Genomic DNA, 21925 nt, shown 5'->3' on the forward strand with positions numbered 1-21925 from the left:
CCGCCGGGCGGACCCGACGGCTCTGGTTTCAATTGGGATGTTAGTCCCGGTTATTTTCTTTTTTAAGTCTACCTCACCGATCCCTTACGCGTGTGAGCGTTTCCCTTGCGAGCCTCGCTTCGAAGCGATGCTCCCTGCGCCTTGTTCAAGCTTCGCCATGAAGGCCAGCGCAGCGACGACCGCGAAGCTAGCGGTCAAGATCTTGGATCCCGTGTAGAGAGCCAAGAGGCCGAGCAACGCGAAAAGGGCGATGACGGCAGCTATCATTATGTTTCTGGTGTAGTGTAGGTTCATTTTGTCTGTCAGTGTTGCTGACGTGAGAATACTATCATAAGGCATTTATAAGTTGAAATACTTAATACTTATGCAAACCATAGGAAACGACTATGGAATTGCATCAGCTAAAGTACTTTCTAGCGGTGGCGGAGGAGGGAAACTTCACGCGAGCGGCGGAGAAGTGTTTCGTTTCCCAGCCCTCGTTGAGCGCTCAGATCATCAAGCTGGAGGGCGAGCTGGGGCAGAAGCTTTTCAATCGGCTCGGTCGAAAGGCGGAGCTGACGCAGGCGGGCCGCTTTCTGGAGTCGCGGGCCCGCACCATTCTGATGGAGGTGGAGAACGCCCAGCGTCAGATCAAGGAGAGCGCCGAGGAGATCACTGGAGTGGTGAAAGTGGGGGTGACGCCTTCGGTGACGCCCTATCTGATCCCGCCTGCCTTATCGATCTGTCGAGAGCGCTATCCGAAGCTTCAGATCCACATTCAGGAGAACTTGCGACGGCGGCTGATCGACGAAGTGGTGCAGGGGCATCTCGAGGTGGCGATCAGTTCCTATACGGGAGACACGCCGATCATCGATGCGGAGCCGCTCTTGCAGGAGGCTTTGGTGCTAGCGGTTTCGGCCAAGCACCCGCTGGCCTCGCAGAAGGAAGCGATTTCCATCAACGATTTCAAGGACGAGCCATTGGTGCTGCTCGGTGAGTCGGCTACGCTGGGCGACAAGGTTTTCGACTTCTTCGATAGAATGAAGATCGAGCCCAAGGTGGTGGCGCTCTGCTCGCAGGTGCGTTCCTTGAAGGAATTGGTGAACTTGGGAATCGGGGTGGCGATCCTCCCGGAAATGGCGATCGATGAGACGCAGCCGTTCAACATCGTCTACCGCTCGCTGGTATCGGCCCGCATGAGCCGCTTGCTCTTCGCCCTGACCCATGCTCGACGCTATCTGAGTCCAGGGGCGCGTGTATTCATCGATCTGGTACGCGAGGTGGCGTACGATCGGGGGAAGTAGGCAAAGAAAAAGCGACGGTGGTGAAACCGTCGCTTGAAAAGGTTCTGTAGGTCGCCGCGTTGAGGCGACTGTTTCTGGCGGGTCGGCGCCCCGCCCTACAGGGGGTGGCTTACGCTTTGACGAATTTGGTCCATTTGGCCTTCGCCTTGGAGGACTTCACCGCCGTTTCGATAAACGCCATGCCTTCCACGCCGTCTTCGATGTTGGGGAAGTCGAGGTTCTTGGGCATCTTTTTGCCGTGCACTTCCGCGTCGATGGCCTTGGCGGCCGCCATGTAGATATTGGCGAAGGCTTCGATGAAGGCTTCGGGATGGCCGAAGGGTAGGCGGGTGTTGTCCTGGGCGGCCTTGGAGAGGTAGTCGTTTCCGCGGCGGAGGATCTGGCGAGGCTTGTCAGGATATTTCACTACAAGCTCGTTCGGATGCTCCTGATGCCATTCGAGGGATGCCTTTTCGCCGTAGATGCGGATGTTCAGGTTGTTTTCCTCGCCGCCGGAAATTTGCGAAGCGTGCAGGATGCCGCGGGCTCCATTGTCGTAGTGCACGAGGATGTTGCCATCGTCTTCCAGCAAGCGGCCGGGAACGAAGGTGGTGAAGTCGGCGCAGAGTTCGGTGATCTTCAAGTCGGTGATGTAGCGAGCAAGGTTTTCGGCGTGTGTACCGATATCTCCAATACAGCAGGACGAGCCGGCCCGCTTGGGATCGGTACGCCAGGCGGCTTGCTTCTGGTCTTCCTTTTCGAGGGCGGAAAGAAGCCAGCCCTGCGGGTACTCGACCACGATCTTGAGAATCTTGCCCAGCTTGTTCTTCTTCACCAATTCGCGGGCTTCCTTCACCATCGGATAGCCGGTGTAGTTGTGGGTGAGGGCGAAGACTTTTCCGGACTTCTTGACGATGGCGCGCAGCTTTTTGGCCTCGGCGAGGGTCAGGGTCATGGGCTTGTCGCAGATGACGTTGAAGCCCGCTTCGAGGAAGGTCTTGGCCACGTCGAAGTGCATGAAGTTCGGGGTGACGATGGAAACGAAGTCGATGCGCTCGTCGGCTGGGAGGGCGGCTTCCGTTTCCGCCATTTCCTTGTAGCTGCCGTAGCAGCGTGCGGGATCGATGTAGAGCTCCTTACCGGAGGCTTTGGAGCGTTTGGCATCGGAGGAGAAGGCTCCGGCGACCAGTTCGATCTGTCCGTCGAGGTTTGCGGCCGCGCGGTGAACGGCGCCGATGAAAGCGCCTTGTCCGCCGCCGACCATGCCCATGCGTAGTTTTCTTTTCATTACAAAATCTTTGGGTACTGGGTGTTTGGTTTTGGGTGATGGGGAGAGCGCGTGCCGGGGACGTCACGCGCCACCGTTGCTATTGCTTTTCCTTGTCGAAGGCGGCGTCGAAGGCCACGTTGCTGCTGGGGAAGTCGCAGGCGCGCACGAAATCCGATGCTTCGCTGGCGCCGTGTACGCGGTCCATGCGGATGTCTTCCCATTCCACGGAGAGCGGACCCGCGTAGCCGATGTCGTTGAGGGCGACGATGATTTCCTCGAAGTTGATATCGCCGTGGCCGAGGGAGCGGAAGTCCCAGTAGCGCTTGGGATCGCCGAAATTGGTGTGTCCGCCGAAAACGCCTACCGAGCCGTCGCCGTGGCCCCACCAGACGTCCTTCATGTGCACGTGGTAAATGCGATCCGAGAATTCGCGAATGAAGCGCACGTAGTCCACGCCCTGGTATCCGAGGTGGGATGGGTCGTAGTTGAAGCCGAAACGCTTGTGTCCCTTGACCGCTTTGATGGCGCGGCGCGCCGAGGCGGTGTCGAAGGCGATTTCGGTGGGGTGAACCTCGAGAGCGAAATTCACGTTCACCTTGTCGAAGGCGTCCAGGATAGGGATGAAACGCTTGGCGAAGTCGGCGAAGCCTTTGTCCAGGAAGGCCTGATCGGTGGGTGGGAAGGCGTAGAGGGCGTGCCAGATGGAGGAGCCGGTGAAGCCGTTGACCACCGCGGGAAAGTCGTCGGTCTTGCCTCGGCCCGGCTTGCAGTCGAAGAACTTGCGAGCGGCTTTGGCGGTAAGGATGAGGTTTTTCGCGGCGCGTTTGCGAACGCCTTCGGGATCGCCGTCGCCCCAGATCTCGGGGGAAAGAATGGCCTTGTGGCGCTCGTCGATGTTGTCGCAGACCGCTTGGCCGACGAGGTGGTTGGAAACGGCGTAGCAAGTGAGGCCGTTTTCCTCGAGCAGTTCCCAGAGCTCCTGGCAGTATTTCTTGCTCTTGGCGGCTTGGGCCACGTCGAAGTGGTCGCCCCAGCAGGCGAGCTCGATGCCGTCGTAGCCCATTTTCTTAGCGAGCGGGGCTAGTTCAGCGATTGGCAGATCGGCCCATTGGCCGGTGAATAGTGTGACGGGTCTCGGCATAGCTATGCTTTGGCTATCGGTTTTGGGGATGATTCGGCTCGCAGCGAGCGAGCTGGTTTAGGGTTAAATCAATGAAAGAGGGATTAAAGCCCGCGAAAGGCGGGAGGCAATGAGAAAGGCGATCTTCTGCTGGCTTGCATAGGAATCGAAACGGCATGGGGCGATGAATTGAAAAACTGGATACGCGGCGTCGCTGCGCGGGGGCGATGGCTCAATCGTAGAACCAGTAGCGTCGGCTATCGATCTGGAACTGCTTGGCCTGTCGTTGCCAGAGCATGACGTAGCCTTCCACGTTGGCCCACTCGCCTTTTGTGGCGAGGTGGTCCCACCAGCTGCTGGAGCCGACGTGCTTGTTGAAGAGGTTGGCGGTGGATTCCGGGGCGGTGGCGAAGGGGTTGCCGTTTTCGAATTTCGCGGTGAGCTGCATCATGTGAAAGCTCAGCTCGGTCGGTCGCCAACTGTTCCAGTCGGTCACCTTGATGTAGAGCCCGGTGCCTTGGTTGGTCTTTCGTTTCACGAAGTCGATGCCCGGAATGTTCTTGGCCTCCAGCTCGGCTTTGAGCTTGTCGATATCCATATCCCCGTAGCGCAGACACCGGAATGGGTACTCGCTGCCGATGCCGTGCTTGAAGCCGCCGATCTGCGCTCCGAGTCCGGTCATGGGATAGCCGACTGCCGCTTCGAAGTCCGGGATGAAAGGCGAGGTCGGCACCCAGCGGAGACCGGTCTGCGGCCAGCTCATGTAGCGTTTCCAGCCGTCCATCTGTACCACGTGGAGAACGCCTTGCAGGCGCTGTTGCTCGCTGACGTCGAGTACGCCCGGCTTGGACACGGCCATGCGCGCCAGCTCTCCGATGGTCAGGCCGTGAACGTAGGGAACTTGGAAAGAGCCAACGTAGCTCATCCACTTCGTTTCCAGCGGCGGGCCGTCGACCTTCAGGCCGCCTAGCGGATTGGGCCGATCCAGCACCACGACCTCCTTGCCGTTTTCGAAGCAGGCTTCGATGGCCAGTTTCATGCAGCTGACGAAGGTGTAGCTGCGGGTGCCGACATCCTGCAGATCGATGATCAGGGTGTCGATGGTCTGTAGCATCTCCGGCGTGGGCTTGCGGTATTTGCCGTAGAGGGAGTAGACCGGCAGCCCGGTGCGCTGGTCGACTTTGTCCAGCACCGGCACATCGGCTTTTTCGTCTCCGTAGATGCCGTGCTCCGGACCGAAAAGCGCCACGAGCTGCACGCCGCGAGCGCTGCGCAGCACCTGGATGGTGCTGACCCCGTGGCGGTTCACTCCCGCTGGGTGAGTGAGCAGACCGACCCGTTTGCCGCGGATCAGCTGGAAGTTTTCCGATTCCAAGACGTCGATGCCCAGGAGAATCGGCGTGGTTGTATTCGATCGCTGGATATACTGCCCGTGAGTGGGGGCGGCGGCGAGAATGCCTGCGAAGGCGAGGGCGAGATGGATGAGGCGGCGCAGGGCGCTAGGCGTGTGATGAGGGAATCTCCACATGAATAAGGGGAGAAATTGGCTGCTTGATCCCTCCGGGGCAAACCTAACTTTTAAGCATGCGCTTGACGTCGACCCCTTTGCTGAGGCGGCGAAAAATCACGAAGCGCACGATCATATCCACGATAAAGCCGAAGATGAGCCCGACGATGATGCCTCCGATCACCGTGTTGTAGGTCACGCGCACGATGCCTTGGTGCATGGAGGGCAGGTGCCAAAGATCGACCAGCCAGGCGCCGACCTTGGCGGTGAAGATGTAGATGGGGGCTGCGGTGATGACGTTGGTCACCAGCTGGACCGACATGATGACCAGCAGATTCGCCCGGACTGCGAGGGCCACGAAAAAGGCCACGATGAACTGAGCTCCGAAGATTGGCAGGAAGGCGATGATGCTGCCGAGGTAGATGGCCAGACGCACTTCGCGCTCGCTGAAACGCCATAGGAAAGGGGATTTGCGGGCCGTCTTGGCGAACCATTTCAGCACGGGCCAGCGGTGCAGGTTGGTGCGGCGCGGCAAGGGACGGAGAAACTGCTTGGCCCGGCGGATCCGAGAGTGCAGGCGGGCGCGCTGCTCCTGCGCCTGTCGATGCTCTGGATCTGTGATTTTAAACATGGTCGGGCTAGGTCTGCGTCAAGAGGGGAGCGCGCTCAAGGAAAACCGTGCGCCCGCCGCCTCTTTAGGTAGACGAACGAAGCGACCGCTTGGTTCCGGTTTTCAGAGCTTCCTCTTCGACGATGACCCGCTCGATCTTAACGGAGCAGTGGAGCTTTCGTGCAAAATTGACGATGTCGCGGCAGATCGCTCGGAAAACAGCTGCGCAATGCATCGTTTCAGGTTTTTAGCGGTGGCGGGGATGGCCTCCGACAGCGAGGTGCCGGGCGGAGTGATGGCGAGCGTCGCCTTGGCGATGGCTTCGTTTTCGATTTCGCCCACGCTGCCCGCCAGGATGCGCAGCTCCTTCTTTTGCTTCAAGACCTTGATTGCCAGCTCGCCCGGTCCCTTGCCCTGCAGCGAAGAGGCGTCGAAGCGACCCTCGCCGGTGATGACCAGATCCGCTGCCGCCAGCTTGTCGCCCAGCCCCGCCCACGCGAAAACGAGCTCCGCGCCAGGAACGAGTCGTCCGTCGAGGGCGTTCATCAGTCCGAAGGCGGCCCCGCCCGCCGCTCCGGCTCCCGGTGTATCCATTGTTTGGATGCCAGCGTCGCAGGCGTGGCAAAGGATGATGGCGATGCGGGCGGTTTCGCTCTCCAGGAGCCCGAGATCGCCGGGCTGCAGCCCTTTTTGCGGACCGAAGACGGAGGCGGCTCCGCTTTCTCCGAGGAGCGGATTCTCCACGTCGCAAGCGATGCGCAGCTCGACCTTCGGCAAGTCGTCCGGTGGCTCGATGATGCCGATCTCGTCCCATTTGTCGGGAGTGGGGTAGGAATCGATCGGTTCCCCGTGTCGGGTGAAGAAGGTGAAGCCTAGGGCCTGCAAAGCTCCGAGGGCCAGGTCGTGGGTGGCGCTGCCGCCCAGGCCGATCAAGAGCGAGTCGGCTCCCTGCTCGAGGGCCGCTTGGATGGTCTGGCCGAGCCCGTAGCTGGTGCTGGTCCATGGGGAGCGCTCCTCCGGGGGTACCAGAGCGATGCCGCTGCTCTGGGCGAACTCGATGATGGCCAGGCGCTTGGCGTTGGGAGAGAAATCGAGCAGCAAGCGAGCGGCGGGGTCGATGTCGCCAGTGTCCACCATGCCGAACGTGGCGGTGGTCTCCGCGCCTTGCGGACCGTGGACCGAGGTGTGGAAGAACTGTCCCTCCGCCACGCTGGTCAAGGTGTGGCAAAACCCGTCGCCGCCGTCGGCGATGGGAGCGACGGACACTTGCCAGTCCGGCTGGACGTCATGCAGCGCTACGGCGGCGGTCTGGCAGGCTTCGACCGCGGTGAGGGCGTCTTTGAATTTGTCGAAGGCGATGAGGACGTTTCTCATGTTGGCGGATCGTGAAAGGGTTTGGCGGGAGCTCGGGCTGGTGTTTCGCTGGGAATCCGAGCAAGGAACGTTCCACCGCGGCGCTTTGCCCGAAAGGCGCTTATTTGTAGCCTCGCGGGGATTTGATCACTCCGTCACTTGGAGCTCGGAGCGAACCAGGGAAACGCCTTTGGTGCCCACCGCGGTTTCGATGGCCAACTGTTTTGCGCTGCCGGAGGGGACGGTGCCGGAGAGCACGACTTCGCGGCTGGCGACCTGTATCTCGATGGCCTCGGAATCGATGCGGCGGTCGAGCTTGAACTGGGCCCGAATGGCGGTGGCTATGGCCAGGTCGACGCTTTGGTCGACGAAGGGCTGGCTGCTTTTCTTGAGTTGAACCATCTGGCTCTCGGCCTGATCGCTCAGCTCGGCGGCTTTCTTCTGCACATCCTGGGCGATTTCGGCAGCTTTTTTCACCCCTTCGTCGATGGCTTGCTCGGTTTTCTCCTTCAGGGTTTTGACGGGCTCCTGCTCTTCGCTTGCTGGAGGCGAGTCGGGGGCTGGCTCCTCGTCTTGATCGCTGGCGGGAGGGGATTGATCCTCTTGCGGCTCCGGCACGGGCGTGGGAGCGGGCTCGGGGGAGGTTTCCTCCTTCTCCTCTTCGGTTGCCGGAGGAGGTGAGGGCGTCTCGGGGCTGGCGGTCTGAGGCGACTCCTTCGGCTCTTCGGTCTGGGGCGTGGCGATCGGCTTTTCTGGCTCCTCCGTGGGGCGATCTGTTTCCGACTTGGGCGGCTCCACCGGCTCCGGACGAGCGGGTTCGACGCTTTCGGTCTCCGCTTCTTCCGGCGCGGCTGGAGGCGGAGCGGGAAGGGCTGGCGTCTCCGCAGGCGTTTCCGGTTCGGTTTTCACTTCCTCGGGAGGGGAGGCGGGTTGCGGATCTGGTCGGGAGAGTTCCGGGGTGGGCATGGGAAGCTCGTCCGGTCCGAGTTCGGGAGTCGGCGCCGTGGACGCCTCCGGTAGCGGCTCGCTTTGAAGCAGCCGGGCTTTGGCCTCCTTGAGGGTTTGGTAGGCGTCCGGCGAGTTCAGGTAGGCGGTCACAAGGGCCCCTACGAAGATGCCGAGAATGAATGCGAGAAAGAAGGTTTTCATTTCCAAGTGTAAGTAGAGTCGGGAGCGGCGAAGATAGCAAGCGAGGGGATGTGAAGGAAGGAAGAACAAGCTGCGACGGTGGAGCTTGCTTGTTTCGCCTTGCTAAGCGCGGGCATGCTCGTGTGTTTTGGCGGGCTTGAAAGACGATCAGAAAGGCAATCCTTGGAAATCCTCCGCCGGGCGCGATTCGAAGAGCGAAGGCGGCTACCGCAACCCTCGCTCCCCGCGCCGTCCGCGAGGTCCTCGTGGATCCGGTCGCGATGATCGCCGCTTTCGTCGCGACGATGGGCCGGATGGCTCTCCGCGCCAGGGTGGATTCGAGGATGCGCCGAAAAAGCGGCCGGTCATCCGTCGGGAGGGCGATCAATGGTTGGAGCCGGTGTGCGGCTTTCACGCGGTAGGCAGTTTGTTCTACGCCAAGCCGTTCATCGTGGAGCGGCTGTTTTTCGACGCCGAGTCGGCGCCCATGCTGGGCGACATCTGCAAGTTTCTCGCCAAGGAGAAGAAACCCTATCGTCAGGTCGACGCGGTGGAGTTGGCCAAGGTCTCCGGAACCCGGCACCATGGAGGCGTGGTTGCCATCGCCCGCCGTCGTTTGCCGGAAGTGGCCACGCCCAAAGCGGCGGAATTCTGGGCAAAGGAGGGCATGCCGCTGCTGATCCTCGACGGCGTGGCCAATACCCACAACTTTGGCGGACTGGCGCGAACCGCCGCGTTCTACGGGGTGGAGAAACTTCTCATCGCTGACAGCAAGCGCCAGGCCCGCCCTAGCGAATCCGCCTACCGAGTGGCTCGTGGCGGGCTGGATCTGGTGGACCTGCGCCTGGTGGACAACGTGCCGAGTTTTCTCAAGGCGGTGCGAACGTCCCACCTCACCATCGGGCTGGACATCGAGGGCCTGCCCTTGCCGGAACTGGCCGCGATCTGCCCCGAGGAGCAGGAGGGCAAGCCGGTAGCCATCGTGATCGGAAACGAGGAGACAGGGCTTGGGGAAGGAACCAAGGAAGCCTGCGACTTGCTGGTGGGCATACCCGGAAGCGGAGCGATCGATCGACTCAACGTGGTGGCGGAGGCGGCTCTGCTTCTGCAGCGATACGTCGTGGAAGCGTATTGACTGATTTGATACATCGCTCTTTCGCTACTGCACGAAAAGGGCGTAGAAGATGGTGGTGTTCATCGCTAGGTTGAAGCCCGCGTGGGCGAAAACGCTGGCAAGAATCGAGCCGTATCGGTGTCGGGCGATTGTGAATACGACGCCGGCTACGAACATCAAAAGGAACCATAGGAAACCGGATACGGGCAGGATTTCCAATCCGTTGTTCGTGCGATGGATTCCGTGGTGTGCGAGCTGGGTGAACGCGAATAGGGCCGAGGTGGCGACGGTGGCGATTTTCAGTCCGGTCCTTTCCTCGATGGCGTGGTGGATCACGCCTCGGAAGAAGAGCTCCTCACCCACTGGACTTGCGATGAGGGCTGGCACGGTGAAGGCGATGAAGGCGAGGTGCTGAGGCAGGTCCACGATCCGCTGGTCGGAAAGGTAGCGGTATCCGACGCTCATGAACCAATTCTCTTCGCCATGTCCGTATAGTGCGTCTCCGACAAAGTAGCAGATGAAGGCGAGGACGGCTCCGGCGATCAGCGAGATGGGAAGCCCGAGCCAGACTTGTGGCAGATGAAACCCCATGGCTCGTCGCGATTCCGTGCTGAGAAAGAGAAAGGGAGGCAGCCACATCGCTACGTAGACGATCGTCAGCAGACGACCGTCTATGCCGCTTTCGCCGCAGCAGGCGTAGAAGCTCAACGCGGCGAGGACCGCGAAGAGGAGCCCAGCCATGGCGAGCGTATTGGGAAAAACACTATTCCAGGGCGAACGAAGGGAAAGCGGAGATCTCATCGAATTGGCGATTGTCCAGTTGAGCAACGAAGAGAAAGCGTGCTTGCTCCGACAGAGCAAAACAAAACAGGACGCGCCAAGGCGCGTCCTGTAAAAATCGATACCGAAGAGCGAATCCGCTACTCGCCTGCCTCTCGGCGCTGCAGAAGCCTGCGGGTGTTGTTGTGGTAGTTGCGCTCGGCGATCTCCACTTCAAGGAAGGCGCTGACGTCTTCCTTGCGGCGGTTGGTGACCACGTCGGTGGCGGAGGTGTAGCCGCCTTGCTGGGCGCGGGCTTCCATACGGGCGGTGGCCTCTTCGATCGCCGCTTTGCGAGCGGCTTCGATTTCGGCCTGTTTCTGGGCTTCCGCGGCGGCGAGTTGAGCCTTGGCTTCCTCGAGCTTGCGCTGGATCTCGCGAGCCCTGGCTTCGCGTTCCGCTTGGGCGGCGGCGAGCTGCTGCTCGAGCGCGGCCTTGTCCTGGGCGATGGACTGCGATTTCGAGTTCAACTCCTGGACCATACCCTCGAGGCGGGCTTTTTCCGCCTTCTCTCGCTCGACCTGGGCGGCGAGCTCCTCGAGACGAGCCTGTTCCGCTTCCGCGGCCTTTTCCGCGGCTTCTTCAGCGAGACGCTTCGCTTCCTCTAAGGCTGCGGCGCGCTCGGCTGCGCGGGCGGCCTCGGCTTCCTTTTGCTCGATTTGAGATTGGAGCTCTTCGCGGAGCTGGAGTTCCTCTTCGCTGGGGCCTTTGGAGCAGCCGAAGAGTCCGATCAGGGAAAGTGTGGTGGCGATAGCGATTGTGGAGGTTTTGTTCATGACCATTGGGTGGCTTTTGACGGATAGAGAGATGTGAAGCGCAGAAAGTTAGACTGGCTTTTTAGTTACGTAAAGCATGGAGATCGCCCTTTCGGGCGCTTGGTTCCCCTTGAATTCGAACAGCATACATCTGTCGCGACGTTTCGCAAAAGGTTAACGTCAACTTCTGGCAGGTTTAGCGGAACTGGACGATCGGAGCTTGCTCGGCCCCAGCTATCGCCACTCCCGACAAGGGCGCCGAGGCGCCCTTGCGGAGAAAACGTAAGAAAGCGGTGAAAAAAGTGAAGGGCGTCTTGGAGGTCCCGGTGTCTTGCCCAGTTGCCGACGCCCCAAACCTCCCTGAAGCAGCCGATTCCAATCGCCCGTTGTGACCACCCATCCACCTGCCACCTCCAGCCCTTCGCCTGTCCTGACGGCGACCAACCATAGCCTCGCGAGTCCAGTGGCCGCCCTTGGCTTTCCTCCCCGCGAGGACCGCTCCGTGCGCCGCGAATTCCTCATCCCTTCGGCCAGTCCCCATACCCATCGCTAACCCAAAGCTATCCGATGCTGCCCCCTCACTGCAACACGCGCGCCCCCGCTGTATCCGCATGAAGCAGCCGCATGGCATACCCCTTTGTCCACCCCGCTACCTGGGGTAACAAAACACAAACCCAATCGTGAATTGGCATTCACACTACCCAATGAATAAATCGATCAAACTGATAAACAGATATGCTTGGCCTAGAGGCACTTCGGGAGCGATGGCTCTCGGAGCGGCGCTTCTAGTTGCTCCGCTCGGCTTTGCCCAGGACGAAGCGGACGACGTTTACGAACTCTCTCCCTTCACGGTCGAAGGAGATGAAAACACCGGCTATCGAGCGACCTCCACTCTGGCTGGTACGCGTATCCGGACTGACCTCAAGGACGTCGGAACCGCAATCTCCGTGGTGACCGAGCAGTTCCTCGAGGATACCGGATCGACCGATAACGAATCGCTGCTGCTCTACACTCTCGGCACTGAAGTAGGCGGCGCCCAGGGCAACTTCGCCGGCGGCGGTGACGGCGGTCGCGTCGACACCGACAGCCAGCGTCGGAACCCCAGCGCAGCCAACCGCGTGCGTGGTCTAGCTGCCGCGGATAGCACGCGAGGCTTCTACGCTACGGATATCCCATGGGATTCCTACAATGTTAACCGCATTGATATCCAGCGCGGTCCGAACTCCATTCTCTTCGGTTTGGGCAGCCCCGCAGGCGTCATCAACGCCGGCCTCAAAACGGCTCATTTCACCGACGAAGGAGAAGTCGGGCTCGATTTCGGCAACGACGGAACCTGGCGCGCGACGCTCGACTACAATAAGGTCCTCATCGAGGACCAGCTGGCGGTGCGTTTCGCTGCGCTCGAATCTGACCAAGGCTTCCAGCAAAAGCAGGCCTTCGAGGAAAACACTCGAATCTACCTGTCCGCCCAGTGGACGCCAGAATTCCTGCAATCGGATAGCTCTCGGGGCATGTTCACGGCCAACTTCGAGGATGGAGACATCATGGCGAATCGCCCGCGCGTCCTGCCTCCGATCGACCGTATCACCCCCTGGTTCGACCCTGACAACGGCGATCTCTACAAGGGTACCTTCGTTACCCGCGATACTGGTCCCGAAACGGAAACGCTGCTGGAGTTCTCCCAGTCTGGAGCGGCTGGAGCCGAATACATCGGAAACGAAGTGCTCGGCCGTATCTTCAACGGTCCAGTGGCCTTCTATGACGGTTCGGGCACGCCATCCTACTACAAGATGGCATCCGTGGATAACTTCAACTACCTCGGCATCGACGATGCGAAGGACGCCGCTGCCAAGGCGGGACTTCCGTTTTCGAGCATCGGTGGCTACAAGAGCAGAACCTTGGCCGACCCTACCATTTTCAACTTCTACGACAACATGCTTGATGGCGACAACAAGCGCGAGTGGCAGGAGTGGGAAGCGTACAACATCACCTACGCGCACACCTGGATGGACGACGCCCTCGGCCTGGAGCTTGGTTTCGACAATCAGGAGTACGTCGACGGACAGGTGAATATCCTGGATAACTGGGGACAATCCATATCGGTCGATATCGTGTCCGAGTTTCCGGATGGTACGCCAAATCCGAATGTCGGAAGAGCGATCGCCGGCGGCGAAACCCAAAACAACTTCAACGACAGCACGGATAGAGAGACCTTGCGCCTGACCGGATTCTTCGAGCACGACTTCCGGGATTCAGGAAACGAATCCCTGTCCTTCCTCGGTCGCCACTTGTTCACCGGTCTCTTTTCCAAGCAGGAGATCAACCGGCTCGATACGACCTGGGTTCGCAGCGTCGCCGACGGCATCGGTACCGGCTCCATCGATGGAGCTGCCCGCTACTTGGCGAATGTCGTCTACCTCTCCCCCGATCTCTCTGGAATGAATTCCGCATCCGGAGCGAACATCTCGCCGATCAACTACCGTCTCATCCCGCATGATACGCAGCAGTCGATCGTCACTACTGATGGACAGACTCCCTTCTCGATCATCAGCTACGACAACGGCGATATCGATTCGCTCTACAAGCGAGCGGACAAGTCGAGAGACGAAATCGAGTCATCCGCACTCATCTGGCAAAGCTGGTTGTTCAACGACAGCCTGGTGCCGATGTTCGCGGTTCGCAGGGATGCTGCGGACGCGGCGAACGCCGGCTCTCCACCGGCGGGCGAGAGAGCTGGTTCGGTGCTGCCCTACGCCTCTGACTGGAATCTTCCAGGCAGCGTTGCGGATGCCGAGAGCAGCTCCAACGGCGCGACCTACAACTCCGTCAGCGAGACCACCTCGACCTACAGCCTCGTGTGGCACATGCCGCAAGCTGTCACCGACGCCCTGGGAGGCACTCGGTTGAGCTTGTCCTACGCGAACTCGGAGAACTTCTCTCCCGACGCCAGCCGTCGCGGTATCGATGGGGTAGCGGTGCCAAACCAAGTGGGTGACACGGAAGAATTCGGTCTGACCATTTCCGCGCTCAAGGACAAGCTGCACTTCAAGATCAACCGCTACGAAACCAACGTGAAGAACGCGACCCTGTCCGATTCATCCTTTGGCAACTCGTACATGATCGGGTTTGGCGAAGGTTTGGTCCGCTGGGGTGGCAAGCAAACCATAAAAGGCGTTCACGGCTTCACTGAAAACTACGCTTTGGTGAATCCGGACGAACCATTCGACGCCACTACGAATCCGTTGATCAATCCCGAGATCGAGGTTCTCCGCTATGAGCCAAACCCCGGCGAGTTTCCTACTTCTCCAGACGCCGCCACTTGGGAGACTGCCTTCGCGGGCTTAGACGAAGCTCAACGCATGGCTGCGGTTGAAGCCGCTTACAACCGCCAGGAAGCCGCTCTTGCCGCGGTCTTCGATCCGGCGAACCGTCCGAGCAAGGCCATCGAGGAATTCTGGAGACAGGATTGGGATGCGATCACAGGCGACGACACCTGGGGTGGCCCCGACCAGGCGAACGCATGGGCAGGCGAACCGGCCAACTTCGCAGTCACCAGCGACTTCAAGTCGAAGGGGACCGAGTACGAGCTCTTTTTCCAGCCCACAGAGAACTGGAACATCGTGCTCAACGCGGCTAAGGTCAAAGCGCAGCGCTTCAATATCGCGAGCTCTTACGCTGACTACGTGAGAGAGCGCTGGGAACTCTACAAAGGTCCCTATGGCGACTTGAAGCTGTACAACGGCGAATCCTCTGACCCGGAAACCCTTCGTTGGAAGTACGGAACTGAGTTCTACGCGAACTACCTCGCGGGCGTTCTCATCAACCGCTCTCAGGTTCCCGAACTGCGCGAGTGGCGAGCGAACCTGATCACCAACTACGGATTCAGGGACGGCCGCCTGGCAGGACTCAACATTGGCGGCGCCCTTCGCTGGCAAGATGAAGTCGCCATCGGCTACCCTGGCGTGCTCGCTACCGAGCCGGTCGAAGAGTTTGGCCTCGAAGTGGGTGATGAAATGTATGACGTCACCAACCCTTACATGGGACCTTCGGAGACCTCGCTCGACCTGTGGGCGAACTATACCTTCGACCTCTCCGAAAGGGTGAAATGGAAGATCCAGGTCAATGTCAGCAATGTGACAGCTGAGGACGAATTGATCCCTGTCACCGTAAACGTCGACGGAACTCCGGCCACCTCTCGCATCGCTCCACAAAGGACGTGGACCATTGCGAACACGCTCTCGTTCTAAGGCTCTGAGGTTTAGACTCGTGTATTTATTCGAACGGCGCCTTCACGGGCGCCGTTTTTCATTCCGCATGAGGCCTGACTCCATTTCCCGAACCCAAGTGCTTGAATATTGAATACAGAACCAAAAAAGAAACGCTGCAGTCGCCGCGTCGAGACGTCGGTGGAAGGAGTCCGCTTCATGCCTCCTAGATCCAAAATGGGGCGCCAGCTCGTATGCGGACCATCCCGTAGGTCTCCAGGCGCCTGCTCAAAATCCGCCGGAAGAGCTGACTCTTACATAACAGTTAAGGTTTTTAGCCTTTCAGAGGCTTTCCTGTTTGCCTGATCCGGAGGACTCTGCAGGATCCAGCGAGTTGGTTTAGGCATAAATCAGCTTGCTGGCCCTCTCCTTTACCACCCGCAGTCTATAACAATCCCATCATCAAAAAAATACTCCCTACTTAGCCCAAGTCGAACCCCGGACGACGGCTCTAGTTGCCAATTATTATGAACTCAGATTCGAATAAATCGAGTGGCGTCCATGCGGCGCTTCCGGACAAGATAATCGGTTTCAAGGAAAAGATTGGATACGCCTCTGGCGACATGGCGTCCGTTCTCTTCTTCAAAGTGTTCTCCTCTTTCTTGATGTTCTTCTACACGGATATCATCGGGATTGAGGCAGCGATTATCGCCACTATGCTTTGGGTTACCCGCATTTTCGATGCGTTCACAGACCCCGTCATGGGCATGATTTGTGACCGGACGAAGTCGCCCCACGGCAAGTTTCGCCCTTGGCTGCGCTGGATGGTCCTTCCCTATGCGATAAGCGGTGTGCTCATTTTCACGGTCCCGGACCTGAGCGAAACGATGACCATCGTATATGTGTACGCGACCTATTCGCTAGCTATGCTGACCTACACGGGTATTAACATTCCGTATGGAGCTCTGATGGGAGTGATGACTCCGCATTCTTCGGAACGAACCGTGCTTTCCTCGTTTCGTTTCTATGGCGCCTATGCCGCGAACCTGATCGTTCAGGCCACCATTTTGATCCTGGTCGTGAAGCTGGGTGGTAGTGAAGATGGCAATACAGCGACTCAGTCCGGATATGTGAATACAATGATTCTCTACGCGATTTGCGCCGGACTGCTTTTCTTTTTCACCTTTTCTGCGACCAAGGAGCGAGTTCAGCCTCCGAAAGGGCAGGAGACCAATATCACGAAGGACCTTGCTCAGCTGTTTAAAAACAAGCCTTGGGTCGCTATCATTATCATTGGCATCACGACGATCATGTGGATCGCTATGCGCGATGCCGCGATTCTGTATTACTTCAAGTATTACGTGGTTGGGCAGGTAGAAGACGGAGGACGCTTTGCCGCGCTCGCTACTTGGTTCAATGTCATTGGCACGATTGGAACCCTCCTAGGGGTGGCTTGCACGAAGTGGTTTACCGATATCTTCAAAGGCAAGAAGAACGCCTACCTGTTTCTAACGATCATTGTGTCGTTTGTCGCAGCCTGCTACTACTTTTCAGGTCCAGGCGATGTTACTTTGGTTTTCTGTATCCAGGCGATCACTTCGTTTCTGATGGGTCCCTTGATGCCGCTGTTCTGGTCTATGATCGCAGACACCGCTGATTATTCCGAATGGAAGTTCGGCCGTCGTTTCACTGGATTGACCTTTTCCGCAGGTACCTTCTCTCAAAAGCTTGGCTGGGCGCTCGGACCAGCTTTCGCGGGGTATTTGCTTAACTACTACGGCTACGTCGACAACGTTGCTCAATCAGCACGCACGATTGAAGGTCTGCGAATGATGATGTCGTTGATTCCATCTGGGCTTGCATTGGTAGCCGCAGCCTTGGTCATGACCTATGGCATCAATCTGAAGCTGGAACGACGGATTGAGCTTGAGCTTTCGGAACGAAAGGCTGCCGAAGGGTCGCTCGACACTTAACGTGTTTCTCAACTAGAAAATTTGAAACAAGCCCGGTTCTTTCCGAACCGGGCTTTTGTTTTGGGCACGAAACGGGCGTCAGCTTCATGCCGACGCCCGTGGTTAGAATCAATTTTGGCCTCTTGCTACTAGGCTTGAAGCTTTTTGATACGCTCTATCAGCGGATTGTCGCTCTTGGACATGAATGCGAGGTTCCTGTCGATGAGCTCGTTTCGCTGGGCCACGCAGGCGGCGCTGCGGAGCGGGTCGGATGGTGTGTTCATGGCGTAGTCGACCAGCTTGTCCACTGTCGTAGTGGCGACGTGGAGACGCGTATCGCTGGATGCGTAGTAGACGAAGACTTCGTTCTTCTCGTTGACGATCGTGCCATTGGTGAAGGCCACATTCATGACGTCGCCCACCAGCTCCTCGCCTTCCGGGGCGATGAAGAAACCGCCAGGAGTGTAGATCTCCTTGGTGGGGTCCTCGAGCGAGGTCATGAAGACGTAGAGCACGTAGCGCAGGCCGGAGGCGCAGCCGCGAACGCCGTGGGCGATGTGCAGCCAGCCCTTGTCGGTTTTGATCGGGGCGTCGCCTTGGCCGTTTTTGGTTTCCTTGATGGTATGGTAGGCCCGCTGGTCGATGATGAATTCCTTTTCGATAACCGCGTTGGTCATGTCGGAGCAGAGACCCCATCCGATGCCTCCGCCTGAGCCGGTGGAGATGAAGCCGTCCTGTGGACGGGTGTAGAGGGCGTACTTGCCATCGACGAATTCCGGATGCAGCACCACGTTGCGCTGCTGGAGCGAGGGCGTTTTCAGATCGGGAAGGCGTTCCCAGGTTTTCAGGTCCTTGGTGCGCGCGATGCCGCACTGGGCGACGGCGGAGGAAAGGTCGAACGCGGCTGCTTTGGGATCCTTGCGCTCGGTGCAGAAAAGGCCGTAGATCCAGCCGTCCTCGTGCTTCACCATGCGCATGTCGTAGACGTTGGTGTCAGGATTTTCCGTTTCCGGCATGGTCACCGGGTGGTCCCAGAAGCGGAAGTTGTCGATCCCGTTGGGACTCTCGGCGATGGCGAAAAACGACTTGCGATCGTTTCCCTCCACACGGGCGCAGAGGTAGTACTTTCCGTCGAGATAGATCGCTCCGGAATTGAAGGCGCAATGCACGCCGATGCGCTCCATGAGGTGTGGATTGGTTTCCGGATTCAAGTCGTAGGACCAGAATAGGGGGGCGTGCTTTTCGGTGAGCACGGGGTGCTTGTGTCGATTGAAGATGCCGTTGCCGGGCTCGACGGGCGGGTTAGGGCGGGAAAGCAAGGCTTCCTGCGCTTCGACGAGTTGGGTGAGACGCGTTTGATAGGTGCTCATGGTAGTGCGAATTTGGTTACGAGGGTTGACGTAGGGAGAAATTAGGCCTGCTCGAGGCGCGCCAGCATCTCGAAGCACGCACGACCGTTGTGGTAGGCGGACTTCCAGGGACCAGCTTTTTCCTTGGCGATGCGGGAGCCGTCCGCTTTGACGCCCCAGATCCATTCGCCGAATTCCCTGTCGACGAAAACGGATTGGATATATTCCCAGATCTTAACGGAGGCGTTGAGGAAGCGCTTGTCGCCGGTAAGCTGATACGCGTTGAAGAATCCGACCACGCCTTCGGCCTGGGGCCACCAGCATTTGGTTTCGCTTTGAGGATGCTCGAGGTGGAACTCGTCGTAAACGCCGCCGTCTTTCGGATCGAGTCCCGTGTGATAGACGAGCTCCGCCATTTCGATGGCCCGTTTCTTGAATTCCTCTTCGAGATCATGGTGGCCAACGATTTCCGCTGCTTCCCAGAGCAGCCAGCTGCCCTCGATATCGTGACCAGGCGAGACGACTGGATCGATCAGGTTCCAGTCCATGTCGTAGAATAATCCGAATCGAGGTGTATCGGGAAGGATGATACGATCCGCGATCACGCGAAGCGTCTTGACGCAGCTCGACTTCACCTGGTCCGAGGGGGCGATCTTCTGCAAGTTCGCGAAGGCCTCGATAAGGTGAAGATGGTTGTTCATGGTCTTGGGCGCGTCGAGGTCCTCCTCGCCCAATCGCATTTTCTCTAGCGGAGTCCAGTCCGCTTCGAAGGTTTCGAGGTAGCCGCCAGATTTCGGTTCCCACGCCTTTTCTTCGATCAGGTGGAAAAGGGCCATGGCTCGCTCCAGGCTGTCCTGCTCCTTTGTCGCCTGGTAGTGCTCGGAAAACGCGTAGACGCAAAAGGCCTGGCCGTAGCATTGCTTCTTTCGCTCGTAGGGCTGGCCTTCAGCGTCGAGCGTCCAGAAGAATCCGCCGTTTTCCTTGTCCTCGAACTTGCTGACCAGCGTTCGTTTGGCGTGGTCGGCTAGCTCCCTGTATTCCGATTTTCCATACAAGTGGAAGGCTCGACTGTAGGTCCAGAGCAAGCGCGAAACCATGATGAGTCCTAGGGGAGCGCCGGCGATAGGCTGGTTGCGCTGATCGAGGCATGGGAGGAAGCTGTGCTCGGTCTGGAGGCGAAACCAGTAGGGCAGAATGTTTCCGAACAGCTCGTTTCGAAAGCTGCTCTTCAGGTTCTCGAGTGAGAGTGTGCTCATAGGGCGATGATGCAGGGAGAGGGTTTTTGAGAGCTCGGAAAGGCCGACCCTCCAAGGGATTCTCAGATCAGGGCTGCAGTATATAGGAAAAAATCTAATTTATTATGAGAAATAGAGTAAATTTCCTTTGCTCTGTTCACGAAAAGTCGTTTTGTCAGTGGCCGGAAAAATCGAGTAGACGTTTAAAATGATGATCGAACGGCCTAAAGTAGCTTTGGTTTTGCGCGCCTGGTTGGAGGAGAATCTCCATTTTCTTCACAGCCTGGCGAAGTTCAAACGCTACAACGCCCAGTGGCACGTATTTGTGGACGATCAGGCTCGCGGGGCGGAGGACCCGGACTGGCTGCTGGATCAGGGCTGGGATGGAATCATCTGCAAGGAGTCGTCCGACGAATTGTATCGCAAGGCCCGCGAGCGCGGCATCGCGTGCGTGGACCTGTCGGATGACGGGACGCTTCGCGAAGGCTGCCCGAAGATTCGACCCAACAATCCTTCCATTGGGCACTTGGGGGCGGAGCATTTCGTGGAGAAGGGCTTCAAGCATTACGCCTTCTGCGGATTTGGAAACGAGCGGTGGTCCAACGAGCGCCGCGATGGGTTCGTGGAGGCCTTGGAGCTCGCGGGCAAGGATTGCGAGCTCTTCGAGACGGACTATCCGGGCGTGAGCATGCCGGCTTGGGAGTTCGCGGAGGAGGGGGAGATGGCCCGTTGGCTGGACACCTTGCCGAAGCCGGTGGCCATCATGGCATGCAACGACTTGCGGGCGGTTCACTTGGTGAACGCCTGTCACCAGGCCGATTTGCGGGTGCCCGAGGAGGTGGCGATCCTGGGCTCCAACAACGATGTCGCCCGGTGCGAGCTTTGCGCCCCGTCGCTTTCCAGCATACCGGTAGACGTGTCGGAGTACGCTCGGACGGCAGGGGAGGCCCTGCAGCGCTTGATGCGCAATGAGGAGCTCGACCTGATCAAGCGCCAGACTCTGATCGACCCGCTTGATGTGGTGGTCCGTCGCTCGACCAGCATACTTGCGGTGGAGGATCAATCCGTGGCCCAGGCTCTCAATCTCATCCGTGAGAGCGCTTGCAAGGGCATCACGGTGGAGCAGGTCGCGAAGAGCGTGCACATTTCTCGCAGCCTGTTGGAGAAACGCTTTCGCCAGTACGTGGGCCGCTCGCCTCAGGTGGAAATCCGTCACGCCCAGGTCTATCGCATAAAGGAGCTGCTGGCCGAGACGGAGCATTCCTTGGCCCAGATCGCCGAGATGACCGGCTTCGAGCACCCCGAGTACATGTCGGTGGTCTTCAAGCGCTTGACGAGGATCACGCCCAGCGCCTACCGCAAGAAGCGCAAGGGGCTGTAGGCTTGCTCGGAAGGGAAACGGAAAAGGGCGAGCCGCGATTCGCAACCCGCCCGAGAATTGGCGCAGGGAGGTTTTAGGGCCGAGCCCGTCTAGCTGCGGGCTTTTTGGATGATTTCCCGGGCCTCCTTGGCATTGGCGGTGATGGTGGCCCAGTCCTGAGCCGCAATGACGTCGCGCTTGGCGAGCCAGGAGCCGCCGACGGCTGCCACGAGCGGAGAGCCCATGTAGGAGCCGAGGTTGTCGGCGTTCACTCCGCCCAGCGGGATGTAGCTCAGACCGAGGTGCTGGTAGGGGGCCGCGATGTTCTTCAAGTGGCCGAGCCCTCCGGTGGAGCCGGCGGGGAAGAACTTGAGCACGTTGCAGCCGAACTCCAGGGCGCCTTCGATGTCCGACGGGGTGCAGATGCCAGGGGCGAAGGGGAGGCCCGCTTCCTTGGCCGCTCCCACCACGCGTGGGTTGAAGCCAGGGGCGACGGCGAAGGCGGCTCCGGCGTCGTTGGCCTCTTTGACCTGTCCGGGAGTCAGCACGGTGCCGATGCCGGCGATCATTTCCGGAACTTCGGCCTTGATGGCTTTCAGGCTGTCGATGGCGGCGTCGGTGCGCAGGGTGAGCTCCATCACGTTGACCCCGCCAGCGAGCAGGGCCTTGGCCAATGGAACGGCGTTGGCCGCGTGGTCGATCACGAGAACGGCCACGATACCGGAATCGGAAACGGTGGTTTTGAGGGAATCAGGAATCATTTTTCGAAACGATGGGTGATGAAGAGTGAGTTTTGAATGCTTTGGAGGGGATACGTTCGCCAGCGAGGCGAAAATCGACTTCACTCTGCGACCCTCCACGTGTTGGGGCAAGGTTTTCGCGATGT

17 protein-coding genes are annotated in these 21925 nt (G+C 59.0%); 5 read left to right on the forward strand and 12 right to left on the reverse strand.

The annotated features are described in order from the left end of the window. Positions 1 to 84 precede the first annotated feature (84 nt). The gene (locus QEH54_RS01650; RefSeq protein ID WP_309016870.1) at positions 85 to 267 is read right to left on the reverse strand and encodes a hypothetical protein; all 183 of its coding nucleotides are present in this window, start codon (positions 265 to 267) and stop codon (positions 85 to 87) included. 119 nt (positions 268 to 386) lie between these two features. Between QEH54_RS01650 and QEH54_RS01655 the strand changes: the two genes are divergently transcribed. After that, positions 387 to 1283: a LysR family transcriptional regulator gene (locus tag QEH54_RS01655; protein WP_309016871.1), complete on the forward strand. Its 897-nt coding sequence runs from the start codon at positions 387 to 389 to the stop codon at positions 1281 to 1283. A gap of 109 nt (positions 1284 to 1392) precedes the next feature. Here the strand turns inward: QEH54_RS01655 and QEH54_RS01660 are convergent, their stop codons facing one another. The 6 genes from QEH54_RS01660 to QEH54_RS01685 form a co-directional block, all read right to left on the reverse strand. Next, entirely contained in the window at positions 1393 to 2550 is a 1158-nt protein-coding gene (locus tag QEH54_RS01660) for a Gfo/Idh/MocA family oxidoreductase (RefSeq protein WP_309016872.1), read from the reverse strand. 79 nt (positions 2551 to 2629) lie between these two features. Further along, positions 2630 to 3673 (reverse strand): sugar phosphate isomerase/epimerase, encoded by a 1044-nt coding sequence (locus QEH54_RS01665; protein WP_309016873.1) that lies wholly within the window; start codon positions 3671 to 3673, stop codon positions 2630 to 2632. A gap of 211 nt (positions 3674 to 3884) precedes the next feature. Further along, the gene (locus QEH54_RS01670; protein WP_309016874.1) at positions 3885 to 5180 is read right to left on the reverse strand and encodes a DUF1343 domain-containing protein; all 1296 of its coding nucleotides are present in this window, start codon (positions 5178 to 5180) and stop codon (positions 3885 to 3887) included. A gap of 43 nt (positions 5181 to 5223) precedes the next feature. After that, positions 5224 to 5790 carry a DUF2062 domain-containing protein gene (locus QEH54_RS01675; RefSeq protein ID WP_309016875.1) on the reverse strand — a complete coding sequence of 189 codons (567 nt, stop codon included), beginning with the start codon at positions 5788 to 5790 and terminating at the stop codon, positions 5224 to 5226. Between the two features lie 102 nt (positions 5791 to 5892). After that, positions 5893 to 7143 carry a glycerate kinase gene (locus QEH54_RS01680; RefSeq protein WP_309016876.1) on the reverse strand — a complete coding sequence of 417 codons (1251 nt, stop codon included), beginning with the start codon at positions 7141 to 7143 and terminating at the stop codon, positions 5893 to 5895. 126 nt (positions 7144 to 7269) lie between these two features. Beyond that, on the reverse strand, positions 7270 to 8271 hold the full coding sequence (locus QEH54_RS01685) for a BON domain-containing protein (protein ID WP_309016877.1): 1002 nt from the start codon (positions 8269 to 8271) through the stop codon (positions 7270 to 7272). A 136-nt stretch (positions 8272 to 8407) separates the two neighbouring features. Here QEH54_RS01685 and QEH54_RS01690 point away from each other — a divergent pair, with 136 nt between their 5' ends. After that, the gene (locus QEH54_RS01690; RefSeq protein ID WP_309016878.1) at positions 8408 to 9385 is read left to right on the forward strand and encodes an RNA methyltransferase; all 978 of its coding nucleotides are present in this window, start codon (positions 8408 to 8410) and stop codon (positions 9383 to 9385) included. Between the two features lie 24 nt (positions 9386 to 9409). Here QEH54_RS01690 and QEH54_RS01695 read toward each other — a convergent pair whose 3' ends face one another. Both QEH54_RS01695 and QEH54_RS01700 read right to left on the reverse strand, forming a co-directional pair. After that, a complete protein-coding gene (locus tag QEH54_RS01695; protein WP_309016879.1) occupies positions 9410 to 10105 on the reverse strand; it encodes a CPBP family intramembrane glutamic endopeptidase in 696 nt (231 codons plus the stop codon). Between the two features lie 179 nt (positions 10106 to 10284). Next, positions 10285 to 10959 carry a hypothetical protein gene (locus QEH54_RS01700; protein ID WP_309016880.1) on the reverse strand — a complete coding sequence of 225 codons (675 nt, stop codon included), beginning with the start codon at positions 10957 to 10959 and terminating at the stop codon, positions 10285 to 10287. A 683-nt stretch (positions 10960 to 11642) separates the two neighbouring features. Here QEH54_RS01700 and QEH54_RS01705 point away from each other — a divergent pair. Further along, complete coding sequence (locus QEH54_RS01705; protein ID WP_309016881.1) at positions 11643 to 15185, forward strand: TonB-dependent receptor plug domain-containing protein; 3543 nt, start codon at positions 11643 to 11645, stop codon at positions 15183 to 15185. Positions 15186 to 15670: 485 nt separating this feature from the next. Then, the gene (locus QEH54_RS01710; protein ID WP_309016882.1) at positions 15671 to 17116 is read left to right on the forward strand and encodes an MFS transporter; all 1446 of its coding nucleotides are present in this window, start codon (positions 15671 to 15673) and stop codon (positions 17114 to 17116) included. 128 nt (positions 17117 to 17244) lie between these two features. Here the strand turns inward: QEH54_RS01710 and QEH54_RS01715 are convergent, their stop codons facing one another. Further along, a complete protein-coding gene (locus QEH54_RS01715) occupies positions 17245 to 18465 on the reverse strand; it encodes a glycosidase (protein ID WP_309016883.1) in 1221 nt (406 codons plus the stop codon). Positions 18466 to 18506: 41 nt separating this feature from the next. Further along, positions 18507 to 19700, reverse strand: a complete 1194-nt coding sequence (locus tag QEH54_RS01720) for an AGE family epimerase/isomerase (RefSeq protein ID WP_309016884.1) — start codon at positions 19698 to 19700, stop codon at positions 18507 to 18509. Positions 19701 to 19887: 187 nt separating this feature from the next. Between QEH54_RS01720 and QEH54_RS01725 the strand changes: the two genes are divergently transcribed. Further along, positions 19888 to 21060, forward strand: coding sequence for a XylR family transcriptional regulator (locus QEH54_RS01725; RefSeq protein WP_309016885.1), 1173 nt, complete (start codon positions 19888 to 19890; stop codon positions 21058 to 21060). Between the two features lie 89 nt (positions 21061 to 21149). Here QEH54_RS01725 and eda read toward each other — a convergent pair whose 3' ends face one another. After that, positions 21150 to 21800 (reverse strand): bifunctional 4-hydroxy-2-oxoglutarate aldolase/2-dehydro-3-deoxy-phosphogluconate aldolase, encoded by a 651-nt coding sequence (gene eda, locus QEH54_RS01730; RefSeq protein WP_309016886.1) that lies wholly within the window; start codon positions 21798 to 21800, stop codon positions 21150 to 21152. Between the last annotated feature and the right edge of the window lie 125 nt (positions 21801 to 21925).

The organism is Pelagicoccus sp. SDUM812003 (genome assembly GCF_031127815.1).
Classification (GTDB): Bacteria; Verrucomicrobiota; Verrucomicrobiia; order Opitutales; family Opitutaceae; genus Pelagicoccus.

Bases quoted from the DNA above. Each gene is read 5' to 3' on its own strand.
- QEH54_RS01650 (WP_309016870.1), bottom strand. From the start codon at position 267: ATGATAGCTGCCGTCATCGCCCTTTTCGCGTTGCTCGGCCTCTTGGCT.
- QEH54_RS01655 (WP_309016871.1), top strand. From the start codon at position 387: ATGGAATTGCATCAGCTAAAGTACTTTCTAGCGGTGGCGGAGGAGGGA.
- QEH54_RS01660 (WP_309016872.1), bottom strand. From the start codon at position 2,550: ATGAAAAGAAAACTACGCATGGGCATGGTCGGCGGCGGACAAGGCGCT.
- QEH54_RS01665 (WP_309016873.1), bottom strand. From the start codon at position 3,673: ATGCCGAGACCCGTCACACTATTCACCGGCCAATGGGCCGATCTGCCA.
- QEH54_RS01670 (WP_309016874.1), bottom strand. From the start codon at position 5,180: ATGTGGAGATTCCCTCATCACACGCCTAGCGCCCTGCGCCGCCTCATC.
- QEH54_RS01675 (WP_309016875.1), bottom strand. From the start codon at position 5,790: ATGTTTAAAATCACAGATCCAGAGCATCGACAGGCGCAGGAGCAGCGC.
- QEH54_RS01680 (WP_309016876.1), bottom strand. From the start codon at position 7,143: ATGAGAAACGTCCTCATCGCCTTCGACAAATTCAAAGACGCCCTCACC.
- QEH54_RS01685 (WP_309016877.1), bottom strand. From the start codon at position 8,271: ATGAAAACCTTCTTTCTCGCATTCATTCTCGGCATCTTCGTAGGGGCC.
- QEH54_RS01695 (WP_309016879.1), bottom strand. From the start codon at position 10,105: ATGGCTGGGCTCCTCTTCGCGGTCCTCGCCGCGTTGAGCTTCTACGCC.
- QEH54_RS01700 (WP_309016880.1), bottom strand. From the start codon at position 10,959: ATGAACAAAACCTCCACAATCGCTATCGCCACCACACTTTCCCTGATC.
- QEH54_RS01705 (WP_309016881.1), top strand. From the start codon at position 11,643: ATGAATAAATCGATCAAACTGATAAACAGATATGCTTGGCCTAGAGGC.
- QEH54_RS01710 (WP_309016882.1), top strand. From the start codon at position 15,671: ATGAACTCAGATTCGAATAAATCGAGTGGCGTCCATGCGGCGCTTCCG.
- QEH54_RS01715 (WP_309016883.1), bottom strand. From the start codon at position 18,465: ATGAGCACCTATCAAACGCGTCTCACCCAACTCGTCGAAGCGCAGGAA.
- QEH54_RS01720 (WP_309016884.1), bottom strand. From the start codon at position 19,700: ATGAGCACACTCTCACTCGAGAACCTGAAGAGCAGCTTTCGAAACGAG.
- QEH54_RS01725 (WP_309016885.1), top strand. From the start codon at position 19,888: ATGATGATCGAACGGCCTAAAGTAGCTTTGGTTTTGCGCGCCTGGTTG.
- eda (WP_309016886.1), bottom strand. From the start codon at position 21,800: ATGATTCCTGATTCCCTCAAAACCACCGTTTCCGATTCCGGTATCGTG.